The sequence below is a fragment of the Paraburkholderia diazotrophica genome, assembly GCF_900108945.1.
GTDB lineage: Bacteria > Pseudomonadota > Gammaproteobacteria > Burkholderiales > Burkholderiaceae > Paraburkholderia > Paraburkholderia diazotrophica.
Window position 1 is genome coordinate 46,766 of the sequence record NZ_FNYE01000005.1, and the last position, 25,469, is coordinate 72,234.

The 25,469-nt window shown below is 65.4% G+C and carries 22 protein-coding genes; 11 read left to right on the forward strand and 11 right to left on the reverse strand.

Annotation, left to right across the window (positions count from 1 at the left end; all coding sequences use genetic code 11):
- Nucleotides 1–58: 58 nt before the first annotated feature.
- The 8 genes from BMW76_RS08575 to BMW76_RS08610 form a co-directional block, all read right to left on the reverse strand.
- Entirely contained in the window at nucleotides 59–424 is a 366-nt protein-coding gene (locus BMW76_RS08575; protein ID WP_090864718.1) for a DUF3022 domain-containing protein, read from the reverse strand.
- A gap of 53 nt (nucleotides 425–477) precedes the next feature.
- The gene (locus tag BMW76_RS08580) at nucleotides 478–1,272 is read right to left on the reverse strand and encodes a YhfC family intramembrane metalloprotease (RefSeq protein ID WP_090864719.1); all 795 of its coding nucleotides are present in this window, start codon (nucleotides 1,270–1,272) and stop codon (nucleotides 478–480) included.
- A gap of 85 nt (nucleotides 1,273–1,357) precedes the next feature.
- On the reverse strand, nucleotides 1,358–2,428 hold the full coding sequence (locus BMW76_RS08585; protein ID WP_090864720.1) for a LacI family DNA-binding transcriptional regulator: 1,071 nt from the start codon (nucleotides 2,426–2,428) through the stop codon (nucleotides 1,358–1,360).
- Nucleotides 2,425–3,393: a 2-hydroxyacid dehydrogenase gene (locus BMW76_RS08590; protein WP_090864721.1), complete on the reverse strand. Its 969-nt coding sequence runs from the start codon at nucleotides 3,391–3,393 to the stop codon at nucleotides 2,425–2,427. The genes BMW76_RS08585 and BMW76_RS08590 overlap by 4 nt, the downstream gene beginning before the upstream one ends.
- 4 nt (nucleotides 3,394–3,397) lie before the next feature.
- On the reverse strand, nucleotides 3,398–4,678 hold the full coding sequence (locus tag BMW76_RS08595) for an MFS transporter (RefSeq protein ID WP_090864722.1): 1,281 nt from the start codon (nucleotides 4,676–4,678) through the stop codon (nucleotides 3,398–3,400).
- 41 nt (nucleotides 4,679–4,719) lie between these two features.
- A complete protein-coding gene (locus tag BMW76_RS08600) occupies nucleotides 4,720–5,694 on the reverse strand; it encodes a sugar kinase (RefSeq protein ID WP_090864723.1) in 975 nt (324 codons plus the stop codon).
- A gap of 36 nt (nucleotides 5,695–5,730) precedes the next feature.
- Nucleotides 5,731–6,507 carry a sugar phosphate isomerase/epimerase family protein gene (locus BMW76_RS08605; protein ID WP_090864724.1) on the reverse strand — a complete coding sequence of 259 codons (777 nt, stop codon included), beginning with the start codon at nucleotides 6,505–6,507 and terminating at the stop codon, nucleotides 5,731–5,733.
- 140 nt (nucleotides 6,508–6,647) lie between these two features.
- Nucleotides 6,648–7,562: a LysR family transcriptional regulator gene (locus tag BMW76_RS08610; RefSeq protein WP_090864725.1), complete on the reverse strand. Its 915-nt coding sequence runs from the start codon at nucleotides 7,560–7,562 to the stop codon at nucleotides 6,648–6,650.
- A gap of 118 nt (nucleotides 7,563–7,680) precedes the next feature.
- Between BMW76_RS08610 and BMW76_RS08615 the strand changes: the two genes are divergently transcribed.
- The 8 genes from BMW76_RS08615 (at nucleotide 7,681) to BMW76_RS08650 (ending at nucleotide 15,417) form a co-directional block, all read left to right on the forward strand.
- A complete protein-coding gene (locus BMW76_RS08615) occupies nucleotides 7,681–8,766 on the forward strand; it encodes a YeiH family protein (RefSeq protein WP_090864726.1) in 1,086 nt (361 codons plus the stop codon).
- A gap of 220 nt (nucleotides 8,767–8,986) precedes the next feature.
- Nucleotides 8,987–9,724 carry a glutathione S-transferase gene (locus BMW76_RS08620; protein ID WP_090864727.1) on the forward strand — a complete coding sequence of 246 codons (738 nt, stop codon included), beginning with the start codon at nucleotides 8,987–8,989 and terminating at the stop codon, nucleotides 9,722–9,724.
- 134 nt (nucleotides 9,725–9,858) lie between these two features.
- Nucleotides 9,859–11,592, forward strand: coding sequence for a ClcB-like voltage-gated chloride channel protein (locus BMW76_RS08625; RefSeq protein ID WP_090864728.1), 1,734 nt, complete (start codon nucleotides 9,859–9,861; stop codon nucleotides 11,590–11,592).
- 181 nt (nucleotides 11,593–11,773) lie between these two features.
- Nucleotides 11,774–13,111 carry a C45 family autoproteolytic acyltransferase/hydolase gene (locus BMW76_RS08630; protein WP_090864729.1) on the forward strand — a complete coding sequence of 446 codons (1,338 nt, stop codon included), beginning with the start codon at nucleotides 11,774–11,776 and terminating at the stop codon, nucleotides 13,109–13,111.
- Between the two features lie 348 nt (nucleotides 13,112–13,459).
- On the forward strand, nucleotides 13,460–13,711 hold the full coding sequence (locus tag BMW76_RS08635) for a hypothetical protein (protein WP_090864730.1): 252 nt from the start codon (nucleotides 13,460–13,462) through the stop codon (nucleotides 13,709–13,711).
- Between the two features lie 67 nt (nucleotides 13,712–13,778).
- Nucleotides 13,779–14,009, forward strand: a complete 231-nt coding sequence (locus tag BMW76_RS08640; RefSeq protein WP_090864731.1) for a DUF2795 domain-containing protein — start codon at nucleotides 13,779–13,781, stop codon at nucleotides 14,007–14,009.
- Entirely contained in the window at nucleotides 13,999–14,907 is a 909-nt protein-coding gene (locus BMW76_RS08645) for an AraC family transcriptional regulator (RefSeq protein ID WP_245763156.1), read from the forward strand. Before BMW76_RS08640 ends, BMW76_RS08645 begins: the two co-directional genes overlap by 11 nt.
- Before the next feature lie 120 nt (nucleotides 14,908–15,027).
- On the forward strand, nucleotides 15,028–15,417 hold the full coding sequence (locus tag BMW76_RS08650; protein ID WP_090864732.1) for a cupin domain-containing protein: 390 nt from the start codon (nucleotides 15,028–15,030) through the stop codon (nucleotides 15,415–15,417).
- 75 nt (nucleotides 15,418–15,492) lie between these two features.
- Here the strand turns inward: BMW76_RS08650 and BMW76_RS08655 are convergent, their stop codons facing one another.
- Entirely contained in the window at nucleotides 15,493–16,113 is a 621-nt protein-coding gene (locus BMW76_RS08655) for a TetR/AcrR family transcriptional regulator (RefSeq protein ID WP_090864733.1), read from the reverse strand.
- Nucleotides 16,114–16,429: 316 nt separating this feature from the next.
- On the opposite strand from BMW76_RS08655, the gene BMW76_RS08660 reads away from it, so the two are divergent.
- The 3 genes from BMW76_RS08660 to BMW76_RS08670 are packed head-to-tail and all read left to right on the forward strand — an operon-like array spanning nucleotide 16,430 to nucleotide 22,154.
- Entirely contained in the window at nucleotides 16,430–17,539 is a 1,110-nt protein-coding gene (locus tag BMW76_RS08660; protein WP_322789261.1) for an efflux RND transporter periplasmic adaptor subunit, read from the forward strand.
- Complete coding sequence (locus BMW76_RS08665) at nucleotides 17,536–20,658, forward strand: efflux RND transporter permease subunit (protein WP_090864735.1); 3,123 nt, start codon at nucleotides 17,536–17,538, stop codon at nucleotides 20,656–20,658. Before BMW76_RS08660 ends, BMW76_RS08665 begins: the two co-directional genes overlap by 4 nt.
- A gap of 2 nt (nucleotides 20,659–20,660) precedes the next feature.
- On the forward strand, nucleotides 20,661–22,154 hold the full coding sequence (locus BMW76_RS08670) for an efflux transporter outer membrane subunit (RefSeq protein WP_090864736.1): 1,494 nt from the start codon (nucleotides 20,661–20,663) through the stop codon (nucleotides 22,152–22,154).
- An 82-nt stretch (nucleotides 22,155–22,236) separates the two neighbouring features.
- Here the strand turns inward: BMW76_RS08670 and BMW76_RS08675 are convergent, their stop codons facing one another.
- Together BMW76_RS08675 and BMW76_RS08680 are read right to left on the reverse strand one after the other, a co-directional pair.
- Complete coding sequence (locus tag BMW76_RS08675; RefSeq protein WP_090864737.1) at nucleotides 22,237–22,458, reverse strand: hypothetical protein; 222 nt, start codon at nucleotides 22,456–22,458, stop codon at nucleotides 22,237–22,239.
- A 14-nt stretch (nucleotides 22,459–22,472) separates the two neighbouring features.
- Nucleotides 22,473–24,998 (reverse strand): penicillin-binding protein 1A, encoded by a 2,526-nt coding sequence (locus BMW76_RS08680; protein ID WP_090864738.1) that lies wholly within the window; start codon nucleotides 24,996–24,998, stop codon nucleotides 22,473–22,475.
- Between the last annotated feature and the right edge of the window lie 471 nt (nucleotides 24,999–25,469).

Here is a 25,469-nt window from a genome sequence, read left to right on the forward strand (position 1 = left end):
GCGCCTCGGCGCTTGTATGGCTCTCGCCTGGGCGCTCCACCCGTCGGGCTCGCCGCGTTCAGGCGAACTCGTCGCCAAGCTCGACGGTCACTTCACGCGGCACGGTCTTATCTGCCGCGTATTCCTCTTCCAGCGATCCCAGCGTCGCCTCGACATACGCGCGCAGCACCGCGAAGCTGCGGCCTCGCAGACGCGGGGGCATCGCGCGATAACGCGCGAGCGCGGCCGGTGCGATCGCGACGGTCAACTCCATACGGCGGGCCGTCGAGCCGAAGCGCATCGCGACCCAATGCACGACGATCTGGGGCACGCCGTTGTCATCGGGGCGCTCGATGAACTGGGTCTGCTCGGGAAAGAGATCGCTGATCACGCGCGCCAGTTCTTCGATCTCGGCGTTCACGCACTCGTACTGATAGGCTTCCATGTCGATTGGCCTCGGGCCTGTAGGTCTGGATGGACGATAGGTTCTGTTGAAGCTCAAGCCGCGCGCGCGTGCGTTCTGAGCAGCACTGCGGCCACGGCAAGCGCCGCGACGGCATAGATCGCGTCGACGCTCACGAGCGGCAACAGCCGCGCCTGCGACATCGCGGCGGGCACGTCCACGAGCGCATGCGCGGCGATTGCCACGGGCAGAATGGCGCGCCAGCCCGCGCGCACGCCGCGCCACATCAGCACGGACAGCCCGATCTGGAACACCAGCGCGGCCACGCGTTCGAGCACGAAGAGAGCGGCCATCGCAGGCGACAGGCTCGCGAGTATCAGATGAAGCCGCATCAGCGATGCGGGCGGGATGTGACCGAGATACGCATCGAGCTGGCCGCGATTTTCCAGCACGCCGAACGCGATCCACTGCGCCTGCACGATCACGCCGACGAGCCACGCTTCCGCGCCGCCATGCCCGAGCCCGTACGCAAGCGCCGTACCGTCATCCTTGGCATGGTTTGCTGTGCGCCGCGCCAGCCAGCGCATCGCGATGAAGCGGCCTGCTTCCTCGCAGATGCCCGCCGCCAGCACGCCATAGACGACGAACGCGAGCGGGTCCGACAGCCATTCGCTCGTCGCTGCGTTCTGATGCAGCAGATAGTCGTTGAGCGCGCGCTCGATCAGCATCGCCGACAACGCGAACACGGCGACGCCCGCAATCGCAGCGCGCCGGTTCAGCGCGAGCGGCGCGCGCCAGCGGCGGTACAGGCCGATTGGAAGCCATGCAATGAAGAGAGTGGCGACAGCGAGAATCGCAAGCGTAATGGGTGAAACGGGGAAAGCTGGCATCGAGGCAGCGCGGATCAGATGACGAAAGAGAGGCTCCGCCGCGCATTGTAAGCGCGTCGCCGTCTGAATGCCGAACGGCCGAAAATCAGCGCGCCGTCGACGCCCGTTCGATCAGTTCGCCCGGCAGCAGGCAGTCGCGCGCACTTGCCTGCACGCCGTCGATGCGTTCGTGCAGAAATTCGACAGCCCGATAGCCGATGTCGTACGTCGGCTGGCGAATCGTCGTGATGCCAGCGAGCTCGGCCCATTCGGGATCGTCGATCGACAGCAGCGCGACGCGCTTTTGCCAGTCCGCGCCATACCGCTGGTTCAGATGCCGCGCAAGCGCCAGCGCGACGGGGCCGTTCGCGGCAAAGAGCGCGACGCGTGGCTTCATGACGTCGCCGTCGCTTTTTTTCCGTTCTTCCATCGCGGCATCGATCTCGGCGTCGAGCACGGTGAGCGTCTGCGCGAGTTCGTCCGCATCGCCGAGTTCCACTACAACGGTACGGCCGCTCACCTGCGGATACTGCGTCAGCGCCCGATGAAACGCCGCTTCGCGCAGACGCCTCGAACTGACGCGCTCGAACGGCTGCACGACGAACCACACGCGATCGAAGCCGCGTTCGACGAGATGCCGTGTCGCGACCGTCACGGCCGCTTCGTTGTCGAGCCCGACCATATCGGTGACGAGCCCGTCCACCGACCGGTCCACCAGCACGGCCGGAATCCCGCCGCCGCCCACGGGCCGCAACGTCTCCTCGCTCACGCCGAGCGCGTTGACGATCACGCCTTCCACGCGATACGTCGTCAGCAGTTGCAGGAAGCGCCGTTCCATGTCGACCTCGTTCGCGGCGTGGCAGATGAGCGGCATGTAGCCGAGCGCGTGGCAAGCCGCCTCGACGCCTTGCAGCACCTCGACGGAATACGGGTTGGTCAGATCGGCGACCAGCATGCCGATCAGGCGATTGCGTCCGCGCTTCAGGCCGCGCGCCATCTGGTTCGGCTGATAGTCGAGCCGCTCGATAGCGGCTTCGATGCGCGCGCGCAGTTGCGGCGACAGCACGCTCAGCTCGCCGTTCAGATAGCGCGAGATGCTCGTCTTGCCCGTGCCGGCTTCGCGGGCGACGTCGCTGATGGTGGCGCGGCGCGGTGCGCCTGACGTCGGCGTGTTCATTGCGAAAGAACGCCGCGGTTGACGATGTTGATCCTCAGCGTGCCGTCGAGCGCGCCGACCAGGTTTTCCGCCGCGCAGCGCGCCATCGCGTGACGCGTCTCGTGCGTCGCCGAGCCGATGTGCGGCAGCGCGACCACGTTGCTCATCTTCAGCAGCGGCGAGTCCGCGTCGAGCGGCTCCTTGTCGAACACGTCGAGCCCCGCGCCGTGGATCGTGCCCGACTGCAGCGCTTCGATCAGCGCGTTTTCATCGACGGTCTGTCCGCGCGACGCGTTGATCAGAATCGCGCTCTTCTTCATTTTGCGCAACTCGTTCGCGCCGATCATGTGACGCGTTTCGGGCGTCAGCGGCACCTGCAGGCAGACGAAATCTGCAGTGGCGAGCAGTTCGTCGAACTCGACGCGACGCGCGCCGTAACGCTGTTCCGCCTCGGCGTTCGCGCTGCGGTTCGTGTAGAGCACCTTCATGTTGAAGCCGAGCGCCGCGCGCCGCGCGACCGCCCCGCCGATGCGCCCCAGCCCGACAATGCCGAGCGTCTTGCCCTGCACGTCGACGCCGTACAGCGACGGCCCAATGCTCGCCTTCCACTCGCCCGCCTTCACCCAGTCGGCCAGTTCGACGACACGCCGCGCGCTCGCCAGAATCAGCGAGAACACGGTATCCGCTGTCGATTCCGTCAGCACGTCGGGCGTATGCGCGAGCACGATGCCGCGCTTCGTCAGATCGTCGACGTCGAAGTTGTCGTAACCGACCGAGATCGTCGAGAGCGCCTTGAGCTTCGTCGCGCCTTCGAGCATCGCGGACGTGATCTTCACACTTGCGCCGATCGCGCCGTCGGCGTCCTTCAGCATGGCGACGAACGCACTGTGCTGCGCGGCGTCCACCTGCACCACTTCGGCATGCTGCTGCAGATACGACAGCACATCGTCCGGCAGCGGCTTGTATGCGACGATCTTTCGCTTCATCGAATCACTTTCCTTGCAACGGAGTGGCGAGCGCCGCAGATTGCATGCGCGGCGGCTTGACGGCGAGCGTCAGCACGACGGCGGCGACGAGCGCGACGCTCATGAACACATACGACGCAGCAGGCGAGCCCGTCGCGCCGTTCAGATAGCCGACCACATACGAGCCCACGAACGAGCCGAGCGCGCCCATGCTGTTGATCAGCGCCATTGCGCCGCCCGCGACGTTCTTCGGCAGCAGTTCCGGCACGATCGCGAAGAACGGGCCGTACGGCGCGTACATCGCGGCGCCCGCGATCACGAGCAGCGCATATGACATCCAGAAGTGCGTCGAGCCGAGTGCGTACGAAGCCGCGAACGCCGCCGCGCCGATCAGCAGGAACGGCCACACGAACGCGCGACGGTTGTTGAGTTTATCCGACGCCCATGACGCCGCGAGCATCGCGATCGTCGCGGCCAGATACGGCAGCGCCGACAGCCAGCCCGTCTCGACCATGCCGAGCGACGAACTGTTCTTCAAAATGGACGGCAGCCACAGCACGAAGCCGTACACGCCGATGCTCCAGCAGAAGTACTGCGCGCACAGCTTGATGACGGCGGGCTCGCGGAACGCTTCGCCATAGTTGCGCACGGGCTTGATCGCGGCCTGCTCGGCGCGCAGCGTATCGGCGAGCTGCTTCTTGTCCGCGTCCGATAGCCACGTCACCTGCTCGGGCTTGTCCTTCACGATGAACCACCAGCAGACGGCCCACACGATCGCGGGCACGCCTTCTGCGATGAACATCTGGCGCCAGCCGAACGAATGCACGAGGTAGCCGGATACGACGGACATCCACAGCACCGTCACGGGATTGCCGAGAATCAGGAACGTGTTGGCGCGCGAGCGCTCGCGCTTCGTGAACCAGTTGCTGATGAAGATCAGCATCGCGGGCATCACGGCCGCTTCGACGACGCCGAGCGCGAAGCGGATCGCCATCAGCGACGGAATATCGCTGACGATGCCCGTCAGCGCCGCGCAGCCGCCCCACAGCACGAGGCTCCAGAACACGAGCTTCTTGACGCTGCGGCGCTCCGCGTAGATCGCGCCCGGAATCTGAAAGAAGAAGTAGCCGAGAAAGAACAGCGCGCCGATCAGCGACGACAGCCCTTTGCTGATGCCGAGATCCTGGTTGATGCCGGCGGCGGCCGCAAAGCCGTAGTTCGCGCGGTCGAGATAGGCGAGGCTGTACGTGATGAACACGATCGGCATGATCGTCCACCAGCGGCGAATCGCGAGTGATGAGGGCATGACTGTCTCCTTTGTAATGTGTCGTTGCTGACGGCGCAGCGTCACGCGGCCAGCGCGGGCTGCGCCGGATCGCTGCGTTCGAGCGCATCGAGTTCGGCGCGTGTCGGCAGGCCTTCCGAATCGCCGATCACCTGGATCGCCAACGCGCCGATGCGGTTGCCGCGCGTGACCGCCTCCGGCAGCGCGCGCCCTTCGAGCAGCGCGCTCACCACGCCGACAGCGAAGCCATCGCCCGCGCCCACGGTATCAACGACGTTCTCGACGCGCTGCGCCGCGACGATGCCCGAGCCGGCCGCCGTGCGGTAATACGCGCCTTGCGCGCCCAGCTTGACGATCACGCCCTTCGCGCCGCGGTCCAGGTAAAACTGCGCGATGTCGTCGGCTTGCGTATAGCCCGTCAGAACCTCGCCTTCGCCGATGCCGGGCAGCACCCAGTCGGCGAACGTCGCGAGTTCGTTCAGCGCCGCCGCCATCGCTTCACGCGACGGCCACAGCGTCGGGCGCAGGTTCGGGTCGAACGAAATCGTCTTGCCTGCGTTGCGCATCTCGCGCGCCAGATGAAAAGCCAGCTCGCGCGAAGTCGCCGAAATCGCGGGCGCGACGCCCGTCAGATGCAGATGACGCGCGCCCAGCACATAGTCCGCCACATAGTCGTCGAGCGACAGGTGGCTCGCCGCCGAGCCCTTGCGGAAATACTCGACGGCCGGGTCGCTGCCGTCGTCGCTCTTCGACTTGAGCTGAAAGCCCGTCGGATAGCGTTCGTCCGTCGTCACGCCGCGCTGATCGATGCCTTCCTTCGTCAGCGTGTCGCGCACGTACTGGCCGAACGAATCGCTGCCGACGCGGCTCATCCAGCCCACCTTGAAGCCGAGGCGCGACAGGCCGATCGCGACGTTCAGATCGGCGCCCGCGATGCGTTTGGTGAACTGGCCGACGCCCGCGAGGGGGCCCGTTTCGGCCGCGACGAACATCGCCATCGCTTCGCCGTAGGTGATGACATCGAGTGTCGGATGCATGGCTTCTCCTGTTGATGCCGTCCGCGCTCGCCGTTTTCAGGCGGACGCGAGCCGCGCGACGTGGTGCGACGCGTCCTCCGCGATCCGGGCCGCGTCGAACGGGAATTCGATTCCGCGCGGCACGTTGCGCGGCAAAAGCGCCAGCACGGCCGCGAAAACGGGATCGTCGGCGGCGGGCGCGACGGCAAAACGGCGCGCGCCTTCGCCCGCGACGGCCTTGCAGTGGATGTATTCGACGTGATCCGCGAGCTTGCGGGCCGCTTCGACGGGATCGACACCCGGCCACTGCCAGTTGCCGATGTCGAACGTCATGCCGAGCACCGGCTTTCTGCCTTCATTGCACCCGTCTTTGGCGAGCGCATTGAAGAGCGCTTCGAACTGCGCGAGCGAGCCGCCTCGCTCCATCTGCCCGTTTTCGACGACGAGCCGCGCCGCGACGCCCCTCGTGCACTTCGCGATCGCCTCGCCGTACGCGCGTCCCGCAAAGCCGCCCAACTGCAGCTTGACGAAGCGCGCGCCGAGCGCCGTCGCTTCGATCAGCGCCTCACGCAGCGCCGCTTCCTCGAGCGCGCCGTCCGGCGCGTACAGCTCGGCGGGCGTCGAGTAGACCGACCACAGGTTTTGCGCGGCGATCGTCTTGCCCAGCGCGGAAAGCGCCTCGGGCGACGCTTCCGCTTCGAGCGCGAACAGCTCGCGACGCACCTCGAAGCCGGCCGCACCCGCTTTCGCAGCCGTCTTCAGCCACGCGTGATGACCGTCCCTGCGGATCGCGTCGACCCCAAATGCACTCGCGACGATGACGACTTCCGGCATGTGAAAACACCCTGCTGTATTGCTCAAATTGCACGAAAACGGTCTTTGGAATCGGTTCCAGAAACCGGTATTAAAAAAGCGCGGTAGCGCTGGTTGCGAATACTGCGCTGCCCGGCGGGCGGGCGCCATAGTGGTAATCCCTAAACCGCAGAACCGGCCGCAGGCGGGCGGGCGTCGCCGTTCAGGCACAGTTCGAGAAAGCGGCCGACGATGCGCGACGGCGCACTCGCATGCGGCACGAGAATCGAGAAACGGCGCGTGAGCGGCTCGGGACCGAGCGGCAGGCGGAACAATACCTCGTCCTCGTGACGCATCGACATCGCCGACACGAAACCGACGCCCATTCCCGCGCGCACAGCCTCTTTCACGCCCTCGACGCCCGCGATTGCCAGCGCGACGCGCATCGGCACGCCGGCCCGCGCGAACGCGCGCTCGATCAACTGCCGCACGCCGGAGCCTTCTTCGCGCAGCACGACGGGATGCGGGCTCAGGTCGGCGAGCGTGACGGCCTGCAAGTTGGCGGTGGCAAGCGGATGCGAGCGCGGCATGATCGCGACGATCTCGTCCTCGTGCCACGGATGCACGGCTGTATCGGGCGGCAGCTCGGCGCCGACATGCCCTTCGACCAGCGCGATATCGAACGAACCGAGCGCGCCGACGATATCGGCCGTATTGCCGTCGTCCGTGTGCACGGTCACGTCGGGATGGCGGCGCTGAAACGCGGCGATCAGGTACGGCAGCAGATAGCTCGCCGGCGTCGTGCTCGCGCCGATGCGCAGCGTGCCCTGCTCCATCCCGCGAAGCGCGTCGCGATACGCGTAGGCCTGGCGATACGTGTCGCGCAGGCGCGCCGCGTAGCTCGCCAGCTGCTCGCCGGCGGGTGTCAGCCGCACGCCGCGGCCGTCGCGCAGGTATAGCGGCTCGCCGAATTCGTCCTGCAACTGGCGCAACTGGCCCGACACGGCGGGTTGCGACAGATGCAGCGCAAGTGCAGCGCGGCTGATGTTGCGATGCTCGGCGACGGCGGCGAACGTTATAAGCTGATCAGGGGTCATGGCGAGAAAATATCAGGCTGGCCGATACCACACATTCTAAATCACGATTTCTCATATCGATATATGTATTTTAGGATTAGGCCATCGAGTCAAGCAGCTTCTGAAAAGGTCGAAGTCCATGTCCACCCTGTCCACCCAGTCCGTGCGTTCGGTTCCCGCGTCATCGTCGACGCGCGGCCAGATCAACGGCATCCTGTTCGTCGCCTTGTTCGCCGCGGCCGTCACCCGCATCGCCGCGATTCCGTCGATCGCCGGCCTGGGCATCAGCCCGCTGATCGTCGGCATCGTCGGCGGGATGCTCTATGGCAATGCATTGAAAGACGGCATGCCCGACAGCTGGGCCGCCGGCGTCAATTTTTCGGCGCGCAAGCTGTTGCGCATCGCAGTCGCGTTCTTCGGGCTGCGCGTGAGCATTCAGGAGATCGCGCAGGTCGGCCTGCCGGGCCTCGCCGAGTCTCTGCTGATCGTCGTCAGCACGCTCGCGATCGGCACGTGGGCGGGGATGAAGCTGATGAAGCTCGACCGTGACAGCGCGCTGCTGACGGCAGCGGGCACCGCGATCTGCGGCGCGGCCGCCGTGCTCGCGTTCGAGTCGACGCTGCAATCGAAGCCGCACAAGAGCGCAATGGCCGTCGGCAGCGTCGTGCTGTTCGGCACGCTGTCGATGTTTCTCTACCCTGCTCTGCTGCGCGCAGGCATCCTGCATCTGGATACGACGGGCGTCGGCCTCTTCTTCGGCGGCACGATCCACGAAGTCGCGCAAGTGGTGGGCGCCGCGAGCAATGTGAGCCCCGAGGCGACGCATATCGCGACCATCGTCAAGATGACGCGCGTGATGCTGCTGGTGCCTGTGCTGCTCGTCGTCGGCATGTGGGTGAGCCGCTCGGCGCGCGCTGCAAAGGGTCAGCATGGCGAAGCCGGTCATGCGCCGCGCAAGCTCGCCGTGCCTTGGTTCGCGCTCGGCTTTCTCGGATGCGTCGCGGTGAACTCGCTGCACATTCTGCCGGAGGCCGCAACCAGCACGCTGAACATGCTCGACACCTTCGCGCTCACGATGGCCATGACGGCGCTCGGCATCGAAACGCGCCTCTCGCAGATTCGCGAAGCCGGTCCCCGCGCGCTGACGACGGGCCTGATCCTGTACGTGTGGCTGTTCGCCGGCGGTCTCGGTATCACATGGCTCGTCCAGCATCTGCTCGGCTAAGCGGGCAACCCGATCACATCAGCCCCGCCGCGTGCGGGGCTTTTGTGCTTTCAGCGTGGCATATACGCGAACACCGCGCGCCTCTTATACACGCGATCGCTCGTTCCCGCACTACGCCCGACACGCAAACTGCAAGTATCGCGCGGCATACTTCTAGCTCCCGACCGTGTGCATGGATGGCGTTCAACGACGCCACCGACAACCGAGTGAGGACCGATCGATGACTTATCAACTCTATTACTGGGACGGACTGCAGGGCCGCGGGGAATTCGTGCGGCTCGCATTGGAAGAAGCGCGCGCGGACTACGTCGAGGTGGCGCGCGGCGACGAGCAGGACGGGCTCGGCACGGCTGCGATGATCGGCGTGATGGATAGCCGGACGGAACCGTACCCGCCGTTCGCGCCGCCGTTTCTGCGCGACGGCGACCTGATCGTTTCGCAGACCGCGAACATCCTGTTCTACCTCGGGCCCAAGCTGAATCTCGCGCCGCAGGTCGAGAGCCTGCGCTACGTCGGGAACGGCCTGCAGCTGACGATTGCCGACGTCGTCACGGAAGCCCACGACACGCATCACCCGCTCGCGTCGGGCATGTACTACGAGGAGCAAAAAGAGGCCGCGAAAATCCGCGCGACGGATTTCATCGACCATCGCATCCCGAAGTTCATGCGCTATTTCGAGCGCGTGCTGAAGCAGAACCCGGCCGGCGACGGCCACATGGTCGGCGACACGCTCACGTATGTCGACCTGTCGATGTTCCAGTTGATCGACGGTTTGCACTACGCATTTCCACGCGCGATGAAGCACTTCGGCCAGCACTATCCGCGCCTCGCCGCGCTGCACGACGCGGTGCTCAAGCGTCCGAATATCGCCGCGTATCTCGCTTCCGGGCGCCGTCTGTCGTACAACGAAACGGGCATATTCCGGCACTACCCCGAACTCGACAAGGACGCCCGCTGACATGAGCTGAATCGTCCTCCTGTCCCAACGCAGCGGCGCGCCGGCGAGCGAGGCGCGCCGCCCCGAAACTTTCGTCGCGCACTGTCCGATATCATTCAGCGCGCCAAACCAACCTTCAGACGCCCGTTTCTTCCGTGCTTTCATTTCTGCTGAGACTGCGCACACGCGCGGCCAACCTGTTCCGTCTGTCCGATGCGCACACGATGCTGGTGTGGTCGGTGATCGTCGGCATCGCGGGCGCTTTTGCGACGATCGCGTTTCGCGAAGGCATCGCGCTGTTGCAGCGCGTGTTCACCGGACAGGACGGCAGCCTCGTCGAGATGGCGCGGCGTCTGCCCATCGCGATGCGCATTGCACTGCCCGCGTTCGGCGGCCTCATCGCGGGCGGGCTGCTGTTGCTCGCGCAACGCGGCGCCGACAAGAAGCTGCACACCGACTACATGGAAGCCGTCGTGATCGGCGATGGCGTCGTGCCCGTGCGCGTGAGCCTGTGGCGCAGCGTGTCGTCGCTGTTCACGATTTCGACGGGCGGCTCGATCGGCCGCGAAGGTCCGATGGTGCAGCTCGCGGCGCTCGGCGCATCGCTGATCGGCCGCCTCGTGCATTTCGATCCGCCGCGCCTGCGCCTGCTCGTCGCGTGCGGCGCGGCAGCGGGTATCACGTCGGCGTATAGCGCGCCCATCGCGGGCGCATTCTTCGTCACCGAGATCGTGCTCGGCTCGATTGCGATGGAAAGCTTCGGGCCCGTTGTCGTGTCGTCGGTGGTCGCGAACATCGTGATGCGCGAATTCGCCGGCTACAAGCCGCCGTATGAGATGCCCGTGTTCCCGCCCGTCGCGGGCCTCGAAGTGCTGCTCTTCGTCGCGCTCGGCCTGCTGTGCGGCGCGGCCGCGCCGCAGTTTCTGCGGCTCATCGACACCAGCAAGTCCGCCTTCCGGCGCCTGCCCGTGCCATTGCCCGTGCGGCTCGCGCTCGGCGGTCTGATCGTCGGCATTCTGTCGACGTGGACGCCCGAAGTGTGGGGCAACGGCTATAGCGTCGTGAACTCGATCCTGCATTCGCCGTGGACGTGGACGGCGCTCGTCATCGTGCTCGCGTTCAAGGTGATTGCGACGGCGGCGACCGTCGGATCGGGCGCCGTCGGTGGCGTGTTCACGCCGACGCTCTTCGTCGGCGCTGCGCTCGGCTCGCTGTTCGGGCTTGGCATGAATGCGCTCTGGCCGCACGCAACGTCCGCGCCGTTCGCGTACGCGATGGTCGGCATGGGCGCATTCCTCGCGGGCGCGACGCAAGCGCCGTTGATGGCGATCCTGATGATCTTCGAAATGACGTTGAGCTATCAGGTCGTGCTGCCGCTGATGCTGTCGTGCGTGGTCGCGTACTTCGCGGCGCGCGCGATCGGCAAGACGTCGATGTACGAGATCACGCTGCACCGGAACCGCGAGGAACAGGAGCGCATGCGCCTGCGCTCAACGCAGATGCGCGAGCTGATCCGTCCGCCGCAAACCGTCGTGCTGCCCAACGCAACCGTGCACGACATGACGCGCGTGTTCCTCGAGTATCCCGTCAAGTATCTGTACGTGACGGACGAAAGCGGCTGCTTCCTGGGCGTCGTCGCGCTGAAGGACATCACCTCCGATCTGCTCGACCGGACCGACACGTCCGCCAGGACGGCCGCCGACTATCTGCAGCCGCACTTCGACGTGCTCACGCCCGACATGCCGCTCGGCGTCGCGCTTCAGCACTTCATGGCGTTCCAGGGCGAGCGGCTGCCCGTCGTCGAAAGCACTGCGCGGCCGACGCTAGCAGGCGTCGTCTACAAGACCTCGCTGCTCGATGCGTACTTCCGCATGAACCCCGCGCGATAGGCGTTTTTCTGCTTGCGCTTGCCTGCGCTTGCCCGCCTGCGCATCGCCCGTTCGGCGCATGGCAAAGCCCGGCAATTTCTCTACAATGAATTGACCATAGAGGAGCCGCAGGCTGCATCCCGCGATATACGGCGCTGAGCAACGCCGACGGCGATGCCGCGCGCTACGAACGGGAGCGAAGATGAGCGAACCGTCCATCGATGCCGTGCGCCGCGATCATGCGGGCTGGATCTTCGTGCATATAGAAGGCGAACCGTACGACCGCGGCGAGCAGCACGGCCAGTTGCTCGCCGCCGAAATCCAGAACGCGATCCGCACTGCGCGCTATCTCGCGAAATGGGATACAGGCGAAGATTTCGACACGTTCGTCAACGCCGCCGTCGAGCAGTTCGCGCCGCGCATCGACCATGAATTCGCCGACGAAATCCAGGGCATCGCCGACGGCGCGAAGCTGCCGTTCGCCGAAGTGCTCGCGTGGAACGGCTATATGGATCTGCTGCAAAGCTGGTGGCCGCAGCACGCTGCGCAGCAGAAGCCGCAACTCGGCCTCAAGCCGTGGCGCGGCCGGCGCGGGCATCATTGCAGCGCGTTCATCGCGACGGGCAGCGCGACGCGCGACGGCCGCATCGTGATGGCGCACAACTCGTGGGACCGCTACGCGGCCGGCGACGCGTTCAACGTCGTGTTCGACATCGTCCCCGAATCGGGCAACCGCATTCTGATGCAGGGACTGCCCGGCTGCATTTCCAGCCTGACGGATTTCTGGGTCACGTCGGCGGGACTGATGGTGACGGAAACCACGATCTCGAACTTCGCGGGCTATAACGCGGCGGGCGCGCCGGAGTTCTATCGCTCGCGGCGCGCGACGCAATATGCGAACAGCATTGGCGAATGGTGCGAGATGTTCGCGCTCGCGAACAACGGCGGCTACGCGAACAGCTGGCTGCTCGGCGACATCAAGACGGGCGAGATCGCCCGCTATGAACTCGGCCTGCACTATTCCGGTTTCGAAAGCACCCTAGACGGCTTCTACAGCGGCTACAACACGGCGACCGATCTGAAAATCCGCAACCAGGAATGCACGGGCGAAGGCGACGACTACACGGACGTGCGCAGAAACGGCGCGCGTCGGCTGCGCTTCATGCAGCTCGAAGAGATGCATCGTGGGCGGATCGACGTCGAACTGGCGAAGGCCATGATCGCCGATCATCATGACGTCTATCTGGACCGCCCCGATAACCCGTGCTCGCGGACGATCTGCGGCCACCTCGAACTCGACGATCAGCGCTTCGGCGGCTCGGATCATGGTCCGTTCAATCCTTGGGGCGCGAACGACGGCAAGGTTATCGACAGTGAAATGGCGCGCGAGATGGCGTTCGACGCACGTTGGGGACATCCGTGCGGACGCCCGTTCGACGCGCAAGCGTTCATGAAACGACATCCGCAATGGAACTGGCTCAACGGCTACATGCGCGACCGGCCGTCATGGCCGTGGACGCGCTTCGACGTGCTGCGCTGAAGCCCTCCATGCCCACACCTCTTGATCCGTGTGCATCGCGAGCATCACGGGGTTAACGCCACCCGCTTTCTACATACCTAATGCGCGACGCAACGTGCGGCCTTGCGCCCGCGGAATGCGCCGCACGACCGACCGCGACGAAATCCTCCGGGAAATCAATGCCAGGCACGCGACGGGCGCGCCGCCGTGACGCGCCATCAGCGCTTGTAAAAATAACTGGCGTAATATGCGAAAGATGCGCGGCGCTCGCAGACGGCAGCCGCGCCAGGCGGACGCCAATCCGTCGCCACCGGAATGGCATAACGCTTGCGTGATGTTCTTGCGCTGCCTGGAATAGGAGGTCGAGCGATGAAAACCTCGACGCTGTTGACCATGGTGACGTTGTCGGCCTCGTGTTTCGCCGCGCCGGTGCATATGGCGACGGACGGCACGTTCGACACGGCCGCCACCCGCGCCAATGCCGCCCCCGTCGCGCCCGCCGCGCCGGACGTCGCGGCCCAGACCGATATCCGGCCGGAGCGATGGGAACATATCGCGCTGCCGAAATCGCGGCATCTGGAGCGCGGCTTCAAAGCGCAGGACGAGCATCTGCAGACGTGACAGGACGTACGGGATCGACAGATCGTCCCGTTCGTGTCGATAACTTTCAGAACAATGGAGCGCGAGCATGACGGGATCAGCCATCCCCCGCGAATCGATCGACCTGCAGATCGCCGACGTTCTGCGCGGCGTCAGCTATCCGCTGAACAAGGACGCGCTCGTCGACGCAGCGCGCGAAGCGGGCGCAAGCAACGAAGTGCTCGCGATGCTCGACGGCCTGCCCGAGCAGGACTACGCGGATATCGACTCCGTCACGAAGCTGATCGGCAGCAATTTCGGCCCCGGTCTTGGCATCTGACGGGCTGAAGATGCGGCACGGGCGAGACGCGCACGAGGCATCCGCGATTCAGGAACGGTCGCGGCGGGCGGAGCAGCGGCCTCCGGATGTTCACGGCAAGCGCGACTGGATTCGCCGCGCGCCCGCACAGGGCGGCGTCGAGCGCATCGAAGCCTTCTTCCAGCACAACGGCTACGCACTGCATCGGCACGATACCTATGCGATCGGCCGCACGCTTGCGGGCGTGCAAAGCTTCCACTATCGACGCGGCGTGTGCAACAGCCTCCCCGGCGGCACGATCGTGCTGCACCCTGACGAGGCTCACGACGGCCAGGCCGGCACCGACGAGGGCTTTCGCTACCGGATGTTGTACGTCGAGCCGGCGCTCTTCCAGGCGGCGCTCGGCGGCAAGGCGCTGCCGTTCATCGAAGGCGGGCTGTCGGACGATCCGCGCCTTGCCGCCGCGACGCAGGCACTGCTGCAAGGCATCCACGCCGCGCTGGACCCGCTTGAACAGGACGACGCCGTCTACGATCTCGCGCATGCGCTCGATGCCGTGTCGGGTGCGCGGCCGCTGCGCGCCTCCGCCGATTTCCGCGCGGCACTGCTCGCGCGCGACTATCTGCACGCGGCGCTCGAGCGTCCCGTCACGCTCGACGAACTGGCTGCCGCAAGCGGCCGGGACCGTTGGAGCCTGTCGCGCGATTTCCGCGCGTTCTTCGGCACGAGCCCGCATCGCTATCTCACGATGCGCCGCCTCGACGCCGTGCGAGAAGCGCTGCTGTGCGGCCAGACGCTCGCGGAGGCGGCGGCCGCCGCGGGTTTCGCGGACCAGAGCCATATGACGCGGCACTTCACGGCGGCGTATGGCGTGACGCCGTCGCGCTGGCTGAAGATGCTCAGAAGCCAGTCCCGCTGAAAACGCGTTCCGCGCAGGGTCCTGCGCGGGCCCAGCATTCGAAGCGTGCACAAACGTTCAAGACGTCCGCGAGAGCGCCCGCCTACACTCCGTCGCATGGACTTCAATGGAGGAGACGCCATGCCCGCCGCACCCGATCAGCCCACCCGATTCGCGCCCATCAATTTCGCCGATAAGCTCAGCCGCATCCACGAGCAGTGGCAACCGCGCGTCGTCGCCGAGATGAACGACTACCAGTTCAAGGTCGTCAAGATCGAAGGCGATTTCATCTGGCACGACCACGCGCAGACGGATGAAACCTTCATCGTGCTGGAAGGCAATCTGCGGATCGACTTTCGTGACGGCGCCGTGCATCTGTCGGCGGGAGAGATGTTCGTGGTGCCGAAGGGCAAGGAGCACAAGCCCTACGCGGAAAAAGAAGTGAAACTGCTGTTGATCGAGCCGCGCGGCGTCAAGAACACGGGCGAGGAGAACAGCGACCGGACGGCTGCGAACGACGTGTGGATCTGATATCGATCCGAGCGCATTGCTCTGCGCCCGATGAAGCGCGGCGCGAACAGCCGCGCTTCGCTTCAATAGCCGCCCTTACCCCATCGTCCTGCCGAAGACGACGCGCGCGAAGAAGTTGCCCAGCACCTCTTCCGCTCGCTCGCCCGAGATGTTCTGTGGATCGACGGTAAAGAAAAACTGCATGCCGTCGCACAGGCCCATCAGCCCGAGCGCCAGCGTTTCCGCGGGCAATGGCAGCGGCGTGCCGACGCGCACCGAAAACTCGCTGATGTACTCGGTCAGCTGTTCGACCTTCTCGTGCAGAAACGCGTTGAAGCGCACGCGAAAACGCGCGTCGCGCGCGGCGAGCAGCTTCGCTTCGACCCATAGCAGGAAGTACTTGTTGTCGCGCGGCAGGCGGCTGTAGTAACGCAGCACGTTCGCTTCCATTTCTTCGCGTGTCGCGTTTTCTTCGAAGATGCTGTGCAGTTCCGCCTGCATCGACTCATGGTCGCGCCGCAGCAGTTCCAGAAAGAGCTCGGGCTTGCTGCGGAAGTTCGAGTAGAACGCGCCGCGCGTGTAGCCCGCCGCCTCGGCGATGTCTTCGACGCTCGCCGCCGCAAACCCCTTCTTCATGAAAATGGCCTGCGCAGCATCCAGCAGACGCAGGCGCGTCTGGTCCTTGCTCTGTTCTCGCGTGAGTCGTTTGCGTTTCATATTTAACAGTCTAGCATTGGTCCGTCCCGAGATTCAGCTTTGCATTCAGATACAACTGTGTATTAGAATGCAAAGCACCATCCGGATCAATGGGTGAGATTACGGACCTCGATGCGACGCGGGTTGAATGGCAGCGCTCGCAGGCCGCACGGAAGCACACTTCAAAGCACATTCAGCAGCACGTCGTCGGTAGCCTCTGGCTTGCCGTATTCGTTTGCTTCTCCAGCCCGGAGGCATCGTGAATCGTTCCCATCGTGGCGCGTCATCTCGCGCGCACAAGCCGTTCCGCCTCACCTCATCTACTTTGTCCGTGCCGTTGCTTCGTCATGCGAGGATCGGTGCGCTCGTCGTCGTGGGCGCACTGACGCTCGCCGCGTGCCACAACAAGGAAGCCGCCGCGCCCGCGCCACGGCCCGTGGTGGCCGTCGCCGTGCATGCGGACGGACTGCCGCTCGCGGCATCGCTGCCGGGCGAAGTGCAGGCGCGTTACTCGACGCCGCTGTCGTTCCGTATCGCCGGCAAGATCATCGAGCGCCGCGTGCGTCTTGGCGACGTCGTGCAGAACGGTCAGATCGTCGCGCGACTCGATCCCGCCGACGCGCAGAAGAATGCCGCAAGCGCCGCCGCACAGCTCGAAGCCGCGCAGCACCGGCTCGTCTATGCGAAGCAGCAGCTCGACCGCGACCGTGCGCAGGCGCACGAGAAGCTGATCGCGCAGACGCAACTGGAACAGACGGAAGACGCGTATGCGTCGGCGGCCGCACAGCGCGATCAGGCCGCGCAGCAGGCCGCGCTCGCGAAAGATCAGTTGCAATACGCGACGCTCGCCGCCGATCACGCGGGCGTCATCACGGCCGAACAGGCGGACACGGGGCAGAACGTATCGGCGGGACAGGCCGTGTACAGCCTCGCATGGTCCGGCGACGTCGACGTGGTCTGCGACGTGCCCGAAGGCGCGCTCGCGTCGCTGCGTGCCGGGCAGGCGGCGACCGTCAAGCTGGGCGCGCTGCCCGGCCGCACGTTCAATGCGCGCGTGCGCGAACTGTCGCCCGCTGCCGATCCGCAGAGCCGCACGTATCGCGCGAAGCTCACGCTCGATCATCCGGGCCCGGACGTGCGTCTCGGCATGACGGCCGATATCGACTTCGCCCGCGACCACGCCAGCAGTCAGCCTGCGTCGTTCACGCTGCCTTCCACCGCGCTCTTTCATGACGGCACGACGCCCGCCGTATGGGTCGTGCGCGCAGGCAGCGATCAGCTCGAACTGCGTCGCGTGCAGGTCGCGCATTACACCGAGCGGACCATCGCGGTCACGCAAGGCCTGAACGAAGGCGAGCGGGTCGTGTGGCAAGGCGTGCATACGGTGACGGCGGGAGAAAAAGTCCGCGTCGTGCCGCCGCTGCACCCCGAGGATTTCGCGTCATGAGTACAGCGCAAAATGAGGAAGGACGCTTCAACCTGTCCGCATGGGCGCTGCGCCATCAGGCGCTCGTCGTCTTTCTGATCACGCTCGCGACGGCGTTCGGCATCCTCGCCTATACGAAGCTCGCGCAATCGGAAGACCCGCCGTTCACGTTCCGCGTGATGGTGATCCGCACCTTCTGGCCTGGCGCGACCGCGCGCCAGGTGCAGGAGCAGGTCACCGATCGCATCGGCCGCAAGCTGCAGGAAACACCTGCGATCGATTTTCTGCGCAGCTATTCGCGCCCCGGCGAATCGCTGATCTTCTTCACGATGAAGGACTCCGCGCCCGTCAAGGACGTGCCGGAGACCTGGTATCAGGTGCGCAAGAAAGTTGGCGACATCGCGCAGACATTGCCGCAAGGCACCCAGGGTCCGTTCTTCAACGACGAATTCGGCGACGTCTACACGAACATCTACACGCTCGAAGGCGACGGCTTCTCGGCGGCGCAACTGCACGACTACGCGGACGAGCTGCGCACGGTGCTGCTGCGCGTGCCGGGCGTCGCGAAGGTCGACTATTTCGGCGATCCCGATCAGCACGTCTACGTCGAAATCGCGAACACGCAGCTGACGCGCCTCGGCATCACGCCGCAACAGCTCGCGCAGGCGATCAACTCGCAGAACAGCGTGTCGCCGTCCGGCACGCTGACGACGCACGACGATCGCGTGTTCGTGCGTCCGACGGGGCAATTCAACGATCTGAACGCGCTCGCCGACACGCTGATCCGCATCAACGGCCGCTCGTTCAGGCTCGGCGATATCGCGACGATCAGGCGCGGCTACGACGATCCGCCCGTCACACAGATGCGCTTCCAGGGCAAGCCGGTGCTCGGTATCGGCGTGACGATGCAGCCGGGCGGCGACGTGATCCAGCTCGGCAAGGCGCTCGACACGAAGATGGCGGAGCTGCAGGCGCATCTGCCCGCAGGACTCAAGCTCGTCGAAGTGTCGAGCATGCCGCACGCGGTCTCGCGTTCCGTCGACGATTTTCTCGAAGCCGTCGCCGAAGCCGTTGCGATCGTGCTCGTCGTGAGTCTCGTGTCGTTGGGCGTGCGCACGGGGATGGTCGTCGTGATCTCGATTCCCGTCGTGCTCGCCGTCACCGCGCTGTGCATGTATCTGTTCGATATCGGCTTGCACAAGGTGTCGCTGGGCACGCTCGTGCTCGCGCTCGGCCTGCTCGTCGACGATGCGATCATCGCCGTCGAAATGATGGCCGTAAAGCTCGAACAGGGCTGGAACCGCACGCGCTCCGCGGCGTTCGCGTACACGAGCACGGCGCTCCCGATGCTGACGGGCACGCTCGTCACCGTGTCGGGCTTTCTCCCCATCGCGCTCGCGAAGTCGAGCACGGGCGAATACACGCGCTCGATTTTCGAAGTGTCGGCGATTGCGCTGATCGCATCGTGGCTCGCCGCCGTCGTGCTGATTCCGATGCTCGGCTATCACATGCTGCCCGAGCGCAAGCGTCAGGCGCACGAGCCCGACGACCACGAGCACGACATCTACGGAACGCGCTTCTATCGGCGGCTGACGGACTGGATCAGCTGGTGCATCGAGCGGCGCTTCGTCGTGCTCGCGATCACGGTCATTCTGTTCGTCGTGTCGCTCGCGGGCTTTACGCTCGTCCCGCAGCAGTTCTTTCCAAGCTCGGACAGGCCGGAGCTGCTCGTCGATGTACGCCTGCCCGAAGGCGCGTCGTTCGACGCGACGTTGCGCCAGGCGCAGCGGATCGAAAAAGCGCTTGAAGGCAGGCCCGAAATCGATCATTCGGTGGACTTCGTCGGCTCGGGCGCGCCGCGCTTCTATCTGCCGCTCGACCAGCAATTGCAGACGCCGAACTTCGCGCAGTTCGTGATCACCGCGAAGACCGTCGAAGATCGCGAGAAACTCGCGCGCTGGCTCGAACCGAAACTGCGCAACGACTTCCCCGCGATCCGCACGCGCCTGTCGCGCCTCGAGAACGGCCCGCCCGTCGGCTATCCCGTGCAGTTCCGCGTAAGCGGCGACGACATCGCGACGGTGCGCTCGATCGCCGAGAAGGTGGCGGCAACGATGCGCGCCAATCCCGGCACGGCGAACGTGCAGTTCGACTGGGACGAACCGGCCGAGCGCTCGGTGCGCTTCGAGGTCGATCAGAAGAAAGTGCGCGAACTCGGCATCACGTCGGCGGACGTATCGAGTTTTCTCGCGATGACGCTCTCTGGCTACACCGTCACGCAGTACCGCGAGCGCGACAAGCTGATCAGCGTCGATCTGCGCGCGCCGAAGAACGAACGCGTCGACCCGTCGCAACTGCTGACGCTCGCGATGCCGACGCCCAACGGCTCGGTGCCGCTCGGCACGCTCGGCCGGTTGCGCAGCGATCTCGAATACGGCGTGATCTGGGAACGCGACCGCCAACCGACGATCACCGTGCAGTCCGACGTGCAGGGCAACGCGCAAGGCATCGACGTCACGCACGCCGTCGACAAACAGCTCGCACAGATTCGCGCGGCGCTGCCCGTCGGCTACCGGATCGAGATCGGCGGATCAGTTGAGGAAAGCGCGAAGGGACAGACGTCGATCAACGCGCAGATGCCCATCATGATCATCGCGGTGCTGACGCTGCTGATGATCCAGTTGCAGAGCTTCGCCCGCGTGCTGATGGTCGTGCTGACGGCACCGCTCGGGCTGATCGGCGTCGTCGCGACGCTGCTGCTGTTCGGCAAGCCGTTCGGCTTTGTCGCGATGCTCGGCGTGATCGCGATGTTCGGCATCATCATGCGGAACTCGGTGATTCTCGTCGATCAGATCGAGCAGGACATCGCGCAGGGACACAAGCGCTTCGATGCGATCGTCGGCGCGACGGTGCGGCGCTTCCGCCCGATCACGCTGACGGCGGCGGCGGCCGTGCTCGCGCTGATCCCGCTGTTGCGCTCGAACTTCTTTGGCCCGATGGCGACGGCGCTGATGGGCGGCATCACCAGCGCGACGGTGCTCACGCTGTTCTATCTGCCCGCGCTGTACGCCGCGTGGTTCCGCGTGCGCGGCGACGAGCGCGATCCGCGGCCCGAGCCGTCCGAACATTCGGGGAATTGATCATGAGCCTCCCTTCCATCGCCCGTAGCGCCATCGCTTTTGCCGCTGCTTCGCTGCTCACCACGGCGTGCACGTTCGGCCCGAACGGCACGCCGCCGGCGATGCCCGAGCCCGCGCACTATGGCGCCGATCCACTGCCGACGCAAACAGTGCCCGCGCAAGGCGTCACACAGCAGTTCGTCGCCGGTGCGAAAGCGGTGCCGCAATGGTGGCGCACGTTCCAGTCGGACGAGCTGAATACGCTCGTCGACGAAGGCTTGCGCAACAGTCCGACGCTCGCCGCCGCCGACAAGAACCTGACGGCTGCGCGCGAGCAGTTGCGCGCGCAGATCGGCAGCAACATGCTGCCGTCCATCGATGCGGGCGGCCAGGTCGCGCGGCAACGCGCGCTCGGGATTCCCGAAGCCGGGCCGAACACGTTTCTGTACAACGTGTTCGTCGGCCAGTTGCAGGCGCAGTACACGTTCGACATCTTCGGCGCATCGCGGCTTGCGAATGCGGCGCTCGCGTCGCGCGTGAACGTGCAGGCGTTTCAGTTCGATGCGGCGCGGCGCGCGCTAGCAGCGAACATCGTGACGGCGGCGATTTCGGCGTCGATGCTGGATGCGCAGGTCCGGACGACCGAGCGCCTCGGCGCGCTCGCCAACGACCAGGCGCGCGACACGCAGCGACGCTATGAACTCGGCGCGGTGCCGCACAGCGATCTGCTCAATGCGCAGCAAAGCGCGGCGTCGCTGGCCGCGAGCCTGCCCGCCGCGCGCCAGCAACTGCTGACAACGCGTCACGCGCTCGCGGTACTGCTCGGCCGCACGCCGGACCAGGCGCCGCCGCCACTCGATCTCGCGTCGCTGCACGTGCCGGAACAGGTGCCCGTGTCCGTGCCATCCGATCTGCTCCAGGCGCGCCCCGACATCGAGGCCGCCGACGCGACGCTGAAGGCGGCCGCCGCCGAAGTGGGCGTCGCGACAGCGCAGATGTTTCCGAGCCTGACGCTGAACGCGTCGATGGGACAAGGCGGCTTCAGCTGGCCGGTCGCGGTGTCGGGCGCGGGAGCGATCTGGAGCCTCGGCGCATCGCTGACGCAACCGATCTTCCACGGCGGCGCATTGTTCGCGCAACGTCGCGCGGCCGTCGCATCGTATGAAGCCTCGGTGTCGCAATACAAGCAAACCGTGCTCGCCGCGTTCCAGAACGTCGCCGATACGCTTGCCGCGCTCGAGCACGACGCGCAGGCGCTCGACGCGGCCAATATCGCAGCGCAAACGGCGCAGCGTTCATTTGACGAGACGTCGGCGCGCTATCGTCTGGGCGCGGTGCCCGTGATGGCCGCGAGAGCGAGCGAGCAGCAGTATCGCAATGCGCGGCTCGACGAGATTCGCTACACGGGCGCGCGCTTGAACGACACGGCCGCGCTCTTTCAGGCGATGGGCAATCCACCCATCGACGATACGCGCGCGGCGTCGGTATCGACGGGCGCCGCGACGGCTGCGCAGTGATCGGGCCGCATGCGGTTATCCCCAGTTTCTGGGGATGATCTTGTTGAGAACGCCGGGACAAGCGGGATAAGACATTGAGGCGTCAGCGGTTTTGTCTCGCGATGAAGATTGCGCGGCGCGTGCCCGAAAAGCCGTCAACGGTGCGTTCGCGCCTGTTATCAACAGATTCCGTGCACAGGCTTGTTGATAACACCTGGACAATCGCGCTAACCCGTTGAGCGCGCACCTTAATCCTCGACTGATCTTCCAGTGACATCCACACAAAAAACGCGCCCGTGATTTTCACCACGGGCGCGTCTTTCATCCAGGCTCAAGCGATCAAGGCTTGTTCGACTCGAACAGATCCATGATCTGCTTCTTCTCCGATGACGTGACGTTCGGCGGCGGTGGCGCCGGCGGCGTCATGCCTGCCGGACCCACGGTGCCGACGGCATCGCCGCCGCTCGCCAGCGGATTCGCCGAATCCATGCCGATGCTCGCGATGAAGCCACTGCCCGGCGTCATGTCCGCATAGAACAGCTCGCCATCGACGCTCGTCACGCCCGCGGGCATTTCGGGCTCGGCCTGCGGCACGCCGCGCAGCGCGCGCTGCATGTAGTCGACCCATATCGGCAGCGCCAGCTGCGCGCCGAATTCGCGGCTGCCGAGCGACTTCGGCTGGTCGTAGCCCATCCATGCGACGGCCACGAGCGATTGCTGATAACCGGCGAACCAGCCGTCCTTCGCATCGTTCGTCGTACCCGTCTTGCCCTGCAGGTCGCTACGATGCAGCACGTTCGTCCCCGCGCCTGTGCCCCCCGTCGCGACCGAGTGCAGCAGGCTGTTCATGATGTATGCGTTGCGCGGGTCCAGCGTGCGAGGCGCGTCGCGGCCCGCCGTCAGCGGCTGCGCGCGAGAAATGGGCTGGCCGTGCGCATCGTCGACTTCGGCGATCAGATACGGATTGATCCGGTAGCCACCGTTCGCAAACACGCTATACGCGCCCGCCGACTGCAGCGGCGTGACGAGCCCCGCGCCGAGCGCCATCGGGAGATACGGCGGCGTCTTGTCGGCGTCGAAGCCGAAGCGCTGCGTCACGTAGTCCTGTGCGTACTTCGTGCCGATATACGACAGGATGCGAATCGACACGAGGTTCTTCGACTTCTGCAGTGCGAGGCGCATCGGCATCGGACCGTCCGGCTGGTCGTCGTCCTTCGGCTCCCACGCGTCGCCGCCCGGCGCGCTCGGCGGGAAGTACAGCGGCGCGTCGTTGATGATCGTCGCCGGTCCGAGGCCCTTGTCGAGCGCCGCCGAATAGATGAACGGCTTGAAGCTCGAACCCGGCTGGCGCCACGCCTGCGTGATGTGATTGAACTTGTTCTTGTTGAAGTCGAAGCCGCCGACGAGCGCGCGGATCGCGCCGTCCTGCGGCGTCATCGACACGAGCGCGCCCTCCACCTGCGGCAACTGCGTGATCTGCCAGTTGCCGTTCGCATCCGCGATCAGGCGGATGATCGCGCCCGGACGCATGCGCTGCGCCTGCGCCGCGCGCGGCGACAGCGAAGCCGCCGCAAAGCGCAGCCCGTCGCCCTTGATGCTCGCCTGCGTGCCGTCGAGCAGTTGCGCCTTCACTTCCTTCGGCGTCGCCGACGTCACGACGGCGGCGACGATCTCGCCGTTGTCGGGATGATCGTTGAGCGCGTCTTCGATCGCCTCGTCGCGCTCGTCGCCCGCAGCCGGCAATTCGACGAAGCCTTCCGGACCGCGATAGCCGTGACGGCGCTCGTAATCCATCACGCCCTTGCGCACGGCGTGATAAGCGGCTTCCTGATCGGCGGAATCGATCGTCGTCGTGACGCTGAGGCCGCGCGTATAGGTCTCGTCCTTGTACTGCGCGTACATCATCTGACGCACCATTTCCGCGATGTACTCGGCGTGCACGCTGTACTCGTTGCCCGCCGTCTTCGTGTGGATCTCCTGCTTGACGGCCTGGTCGTACTGTTCCGGCGTGATGTAGCGCAGATCGAGCATCCGCTTCAGGATGTACTCCTGGCGGATCTTCGCGCGCTTCGGATTGACGACCGGGTTATACGCGGACGGCGCCTTCGGCAGGCCCGCGAGCATCGCTGCCTCGGCAACCGAAATGTCCTTCAGATCCTTGCCGAAGTACACGCGCGCGGCGGCCGCAAAACCGTAAGCGCGCTCGCCCAGATAGATCTGGTTCATGTACAGCTCGAGAATCTGGTCCTTCGTGAGCGCGCGCTCGATCTTGTACGCGAGCAGCATTTCATAGATCTTGCGCGTGTACGTCTTCTCGCTCGACAGGAAGAAGTTGCGCGCGACCTGCATCGTGATCGTGCTCGCGCCCTGCGACGAGCCGCCGTGCATGATGTCCGCGAAACCCGCGCGCAGGATGCCGATGAAGTCGACGCCGCCATGCTCGTAAAAGCGATAGTCTTCGATCGCGAGCACGGCTTTCTTCTGCACGTCGGGGATGTCCTGGAAGCGCACGAGGCTGCGCCGCTCTTCGCCGAACTCGCCGATCAGCACGTGATCCGCCGTATAGATGCGCAGCGGCACCTTGGGACGGTAATCGGTCAGCGCGTCGAGCGAAGGAAGCTGCGGTCCCATCACGACGAGTGCGTAGCCGACGATCAGCGCGCCGACCACCGCCAGCGTCGCGAACAGTCCGGCAAACCACAGCGCGATCGTGCCGAAGATCGAGCGGCCACCGCGCCGGCCGTGGTCGTCGCCGTCGTCTTCTTCGCGCTGCGCGTAGCGATAGTCGCGACTCGGGTTGTCGTTGTTGCCGAAAGATGGCTCGCGGCCAGGGTGGGAAGAATGCGGTCGTTTGATGATTGGCATGACTGGAATGATTGGCGCTTTCCTACACGCCGGCTATGCACGCGCGGTGCGCTCGAATCGTGGTCGTGGCGTGCGTCGCGTGCCCGAACGGACGGCAGCGGCACCGTTGCACGCCGAAGCGACGCCATCTGCCGACGCGGCGGCATTCGCGCAGACTCGTTTCGCCACCGGATGCGGCGCTGCCGGCGGCCCTGCAATGATACTGCGCGCGGCGCTCGTTTCTGCCTTGGCTACTGCCGCCGTGCGGCGCCGTATGCTTACCCCGTTCCAGCCGGCCGCACGGCACGCCCAGACAGGTTCTGGCGCAACGTAACAGCGCATTTTAAAGAAATCAAGCCGCGTGGATCGTGATTTTTTTGTAAGAATTCCCTCATGATCGTGCCCTGAAGTGCAAAAACACCGCACGAGCCCGCCGTGGCGCGCTTGTGCGGTTATCAACAGAAATTGTGCAAAGCCCTGTGGACAATGTCC

Coding starts and splice junctions, on each gene's coding strand:
- BMW76_RS08575 (WP_090864718.1), bottom strand. CDS start 424: ATGGAAGCCTATCAGTACGAGTGCGTGAACGCCGAGATCGAAGAACTG.
- BMW76_RS08580 (WP_090864719.1), bottom strand. CDS start 1,272: ATGCCAGCTTTCCCCGTTTCACCCATTACGCTTGCGATTCTCGCTGTC.
- BMW76_RS08585 (WP_090864720.1), bottom strand. CDS start 2,428: ATGAACACGCCGACGTCAGGCGCACCGCGCCGCGCCACCATCAGCGAC.
- BMW76_RS08590 (WP_090864721.1), bottom strand. CDS start 3,393: ATGAAGCGAAAGATCGTCGCATACAAGCCGCTGCCGGACGATGTGCTG.
- BMW76_RS08595 (WP_090864722.1), bottom strand. CDS start 4,678: ATGCCCTCATCACTCGCGATTCGCCGCTGGTGGACGATCATGCCGATC.
- BMW76_RS08600 (WP_090864723.1), bottom strand. CDS start 5,694: ATGCATCCGACACTCGATGTCATCACCTACGGCGAAGCGATGGCGATG.
- BMW76_RS08605 (WP_090864724.1), bottom strand. CDS start 6,507: ATGCCGGAAGTCGTCATCGTCGCGAGTGCATTTGGGGTCGACGCGATC.
- BMW76_RS08610 (WP_090864725.1), bottom strand. CDS start 7,562: ATGACCCCTGATCAGCTTATAACGTTCGCCGCCGTCGCCGAGCATCGC.
- BMW76_RS08615 (WP_090864726.1), top strand. CDS start 7,681: ATGTCCACCCTGTCCACCCAGTCCGTGCGTTCGGTTCCCGCGTCATCG.
- BMW76_RS08620 (WP_090864727.1), top strand. CDS start 8,987: ATGACTTATCAACTCTATTACTGGGACGGACTGCAGGGCCGCGGGGAA.
- BMW76_RS08630 (WP_090864729.1), top strand. CDS start 11,774: ATGAGCGAACCGTCCATCGATGCCGTGCGCCGCGATCATGCGGGCTGG.
- BMW76_RS08635 (WP_090864730.1), top strand. CDS start 13,460: ATGAAAACCTCGACGCTGTTGACCATGGTGACGTTGTCGGCCTCGTGT.
- BMW76_RS08640 (WP_090864731.1), top strand. CDS start 13,779: ATGACGGGATCAGCCATCCCCCGCGAATCGATCGACCTGCAGATCGCC.
- BMW76_RS08650 (WP_090864732.1), top strand. CDS start 15,028: ATGCCCGCCGCACCCGATCAGCCCACCCGATTCGCGCCCATCAATTTC.
- BMW76_RS08655 (WP_090864733.1), bottom strand. CDS start 16,113: ATGAAACGCAAACGACTCACGCGAGAACAGAGCAAGGACCAGACGCGC.
- BMW76_RS08665 (WP_090864735.1), top strand. CDS start 17,536: ATGAGTACAGCGCAAAATGAGGAAGGACGCTTCAACCTGTCCGCATGG.
- BMW76_RS08670 (WP_090864736.1), top strand. CDS start 20,661: ATGAGCCTCCCTTCCATCGCCCGTAGCGCCATCGCTTTTGCCGCTGCT.
- BMW76_RS08675 (WP_090864737.1), bottom strand. CDS start 22,458: ATGAAAGACGCGCCCGTGGTGAAAATCACGGGCGCGTTTTTTGTGTGG.
- BMW76_RS08680 (WP_090864738.1), bottom strand. CDS start 24,998: ATGCCAATCATCAAACGACCGCATTCTTCCCACCCTGGCCGCGAGCCA.